The organism is Mesorhizobium sp. M0174, assembly GCF_040322275.1.
Taxonomy (GTDB): domain Bacteria; phylum Pseudomonadota; class Alphaproteobacteria; order Rhizobiales; family Rhizobiaceae; genus Mesorhizobium.
Genome location: NZ_JAMYTB010000057.1, coordinates 1 through 3325, shown reverse-complemented (window position 1 = coordinate 3325; position 3325 = coordinate 1). Strand labels below are relative to the sequence as shown.

The 3325-nt window shown below is 58.8% G+C and carries 2 protein-coding genes and 3 pseudogenes; 1 reads left to right on the top strand and 4 read right to left on the bottom strand.

Going from position 1 to position 3325, the window contains the following annotated elements:
- Positions 1 to 291 precede the first annotated feature (291 nt).
- Positions 292 to 462, top strand: a pseudogene (locus tag NKJ13_RS31410) (IS110 family transposase); the annotation flags it as partial.
- A gap of 784 nt (positions 463 to 1246) precedes the next feature.
- On the opposite strand, the gene NKJ13_RS31405 reads toward NKJ13_RS31410, so the two are convergent.
- The 4 genes and pseudogenes from NKJ13_RS31405 to NKJ13_RS31390 all read right to left on the bottom strand — a co-directional run.
- Positions 1247 to 1432 carry a hypothetical protein gene (locus NKJ13_RS31405; protein WP_352509912.1) on the bottom strand — a complete coding sequence of 62 codons (186 nt, stop codon included), beginning with the start codon at positions 1430 to 1432 and terminating at the stop codon, positions 1247 to 1249.
- A 281-nt stretch (positions 1433 to 1713) separates the two neighbouring features.
- Positions 1714 to 1941, bottom strand: coding sequence for a hypothetical protein (locus NKJ13_RS31400; RefSeq protein WP_352779555.1), 228 nt, complete (start codon positions 1939 to 1941; stop codon positions 1714 to 1716).
- 700 nt (positions 1942 to 2641) lie between these two features.
- A pseudogene (locus NKJ13_RS31395) lies at positions 2642 to 3025 on the bottom strand (HipA domain-containing protein); the annotation flags it as partial.
- A pseudogene (locus NKJ13_RS31390) lies at positions 2998 to 3135 on the bottom strand (pyridoxamine 5'-phosphate oxidase family protein); the annotation flags it as partial. The pseudogenes NKJ13_RS31390 and NKJ13_RS31395, both read right to left, overlap by 28 nt.
- Positions 3136 to 3325: the final 190 nt, after the last annotated feature.

Below are 3325 nucleotides of genomic sequence, written 5' to 3'. Positions count from 1 at the left end.
TCCGATGATCTGCTCTTCAGAGAAGCGGCTACGTTTCATGTCCTGGTCCTCTCGATGGGCCAGAACGAACTTCAAACCGGATTAGATCAGAGGGGCAAGGTCAGCGCGACTGCGCCCATTAACCAGCCCGCAGCTTCGATCGACCGGAGAGCCCGGTAACCCTTTCGGCTGAAATCCTGGGCGGCCCTCTCAGCCCATTGTTGTTACATTCGCTTGCTCGTGTTGAGCGCTGCCGCGGCGGAGGGTGGCATGGGAGAAGAATCACGCCTAACAGGAACAGAGGCCACATCGGCCGCGCTGGATATGGCCGCGAACAAGACCGATGCGAATGATGCGAATGGCCTGGCACATCTGGCCGAGGTTGGTTTCTACCGAGAAGTTCGGGTCAAGGGTTTCGACAGCATGCTGATCCGCACGCTGATCACCGCACGGCGCCAGCTTCTCAAGATGCGGTTGCAGATACCGTCGACGATGGTCTTCTGATTGGCGGCGCCTGCAAGCGCAACACCAACAACATCACGTGGACCAACCTTACGGAGCGGGGCGAAGACACTCAGGGCAGGCACCGGAGAAGCTGGGGTTGGGACTTTCCGACAAATGCCCAGACCAATCGCGCCCTCTGTTTCACGAGCACCGGCAAAGATCTTGTCTCAATGCTGCTGCAGTCGTTTCCGAAGTATTAGTCAGGGTGGAACTTTAGTGATTTCTGATGATTGTCTGTGATCAGCGAGTGCGCCCCCTCAGCGCCCGCTGCAGACGGGCCAAAAGCCCGATCGGGCCCGCGTTCTCCGCCAGAGGCGCGGGCTTTTTCTGTTGTCTGGGGGAACACGGTCGGCGACAATGGTTCGGTCGGCGACAAAAGCCCGTACCGTCAGATCGAGGACAATAATGCGGGAGAGGCGATACTTATCTGATAAAGAAAAATCCGACAGACAGGAGCGCACGTCGGATGCTGCACGGGCTTTCACCGACATTGAGCGCATCGCGCGAGATGCAAAGACGGCTCGGCTACGGGAGCAACGACTTACGGCCGAAACCGCTCCTGCTGCTGCGCTGGCATCGAAGCCGAAGCTGAACCGAAAAGGCAAGAAGGCCAAGTAGGCACGCTGCACCAGACAGACCTCTTATGGAACGCAACCTTGAGACGCGGATTAGGCATCTGCAGCATTGCTACGAGACCGATGCTGAGATCGGTGTCCTCCGATCGGCCCCCGTCCTCTCCCGGAGGGTGGGGGCCATCCTTGTGTCACGACTTTGCCGGCGGCGTTTGGCGCTTCTTCAGGATCCGTGCCTCGCGCAGCAATGATGCGCGATCGGTCCCAATCATTTCAATCAGATCGCTTGCCTGCGCCTCCGTTATACCGGTCTCCTCCGCGAGGCCCTTCGCCTGAGCCTCCTTGAGTCGCTCGCGGCTGGGCTTGTCATCTCCCACTTTGAAATTCCTTTCCGACGGTATTATCGTACCAATCATCGAGAGGGTGACTTGTTCCTCGAACCGCCGACTAAAGTCTGATCGGCAACCGCCGACTAAGGTCCGATCGGCTCAATCCGACTCGCAATTGCTCACCGGGCCTGCATCGTTGGAAGCACGCCTCGCTGCAGGATTTTCGGGAAGAAGGAACTTAATCCCATTCGCCAGCTTATGGCTGGATGAGCACACGTGGCATCAACTTCTTCGACAAATGGATGGCAGAGCATCTGCCTAACGCAAGGTCAAGCGATCCGTTCGGTATTAGGAATCTTGCCGACCAGGCCCTGAAAGCGGCTGAGGAGAGCGGCATCAAGGCACACGAGATCGAAGAGGAGGTCGGGAACGTTTTCGACGTCATTGTCGCCGCCATGCTGCATCGTGAAGGCGGCATGGTGGAAGCGACTTGCATCCGGCCGACAGACCGGGGACAGTGAATTCGGTGCGGCGACCCCATCAACGGAGATCGCCATGCATGCTGACCACGAATTCTGAAGAGCAATCTGTCGAGCTTTCCTCGCGGGGCTGTCCGCCGAAGCCGCACTCACCGTTGCGAGAACAAGTACGAGGCAGCCGCGCGTCGCATTATTGGCGCTCAGTTTTGAGCGAATCGATCTCGTCGCGAAGCTCGCGGACCTCTCTCTAAGCTCTGTATGCGGTTCGCTGCTTCTCGGCCGTTGTCATCCGCCAAGAGTGCCGCTTTCGAAAGAGTGCTTATTGATGCGCCTTGTCCGTTCAGGTCGTCCGCATGCTGATTCAAAAGATCCACGTGCTCATTGTGGAGGCAAAGCAGATAATCAATGGCCCCGTTGACGTCGCTCCTCATTTGGAAGCACGTAGCAGAGGCGGGAGTGGCACAGATCCCAGCCAGCGCCGCTATTCCAATAACCTTCAGCATTTGCCCCTCCCAAGTGACGTGAAGCAAATCACCAATGGGAGGTCCGCGCAAGCTTCCCGCCCTCGGACGACCTAAGCCATGTCGCGCAGCGGCTTTCTGCGCTTTGGCGCCCTGTACTTCTCAACCAGCCTGACCTTGCTGATATCGACCGTCACCAGCGATCGTCAGCCCGATCAGGGGCGTTTGGCTCGAGTCGAATCCAAAGCGGGCTGTCCTGCGCCTGGTCGGGCTCGCCAGGAACATGGCTGCAGCAAGTCGAAGGCCGGGACGCGCGGCGCCAGAGCCCTTTTGAGATCATCGTGCTCGAAAGCGATCGCCATCCCGTTGATCTCCGCCGGTCGCGCCCCCGCGGCCTTGGCAAAATCGCGCCTGGTCGACGTCACCACGGCGACCGTTCGCGCCTGCGGGAGCGTCAGCGCGAAGAACCCGGCGGCGCTCTCCAGAAGACCCAGCGAACACGAATCGATGTTGGTCGTCAGAGCCCGCGGCTCTAGATCCGTCGGGACCGGATTGAGATCGTAGGCAGGCGATAGCGACCATCATGCCCTTCCCAGCCAAAGGAAGCCGTGATTGCGCAGGTGATCGTCGACGTTGGAAATCAGCACGTTGAAGGCGAAACGGCGATAGAGGGCACGCGATCGTCTCGCGCCAGATTCTCCGCCTTCTGGCTATCCAGGCCGCAGAGGAAATAGAGCGTAAGGCCTTCGTTCACGTAGCCGACGGTCGTCGCCTGCGGCCAGCCGTCCGGCCTCAGCGTTGCAATTGTCATTCGGCGATTGTCCTCTATAGGGGCTTTGAACTAACTCCCCTCGCGACCGTGCGCGTACTGGTCCCAAAATTACCGTCCCCAATACGGCTAGAGCGGCGGACTTTCATGTGAGTCCATAGCCTGCGGCAGTGAAGTAGTTTCTGCATTCTGTTGGAGAGAAGAGATTGCAGATATCGCCAATGGCCTGCCA

Coding starts and splice junctions, on each gene's coding strand:
- NKJ13_RS31400 (WP_352779555.1), bottom strand. CDS start 1,941: ATGGCGATCTCCGTTGATGGGGTCGCCGCACCGAATTCACTGTCCCCG.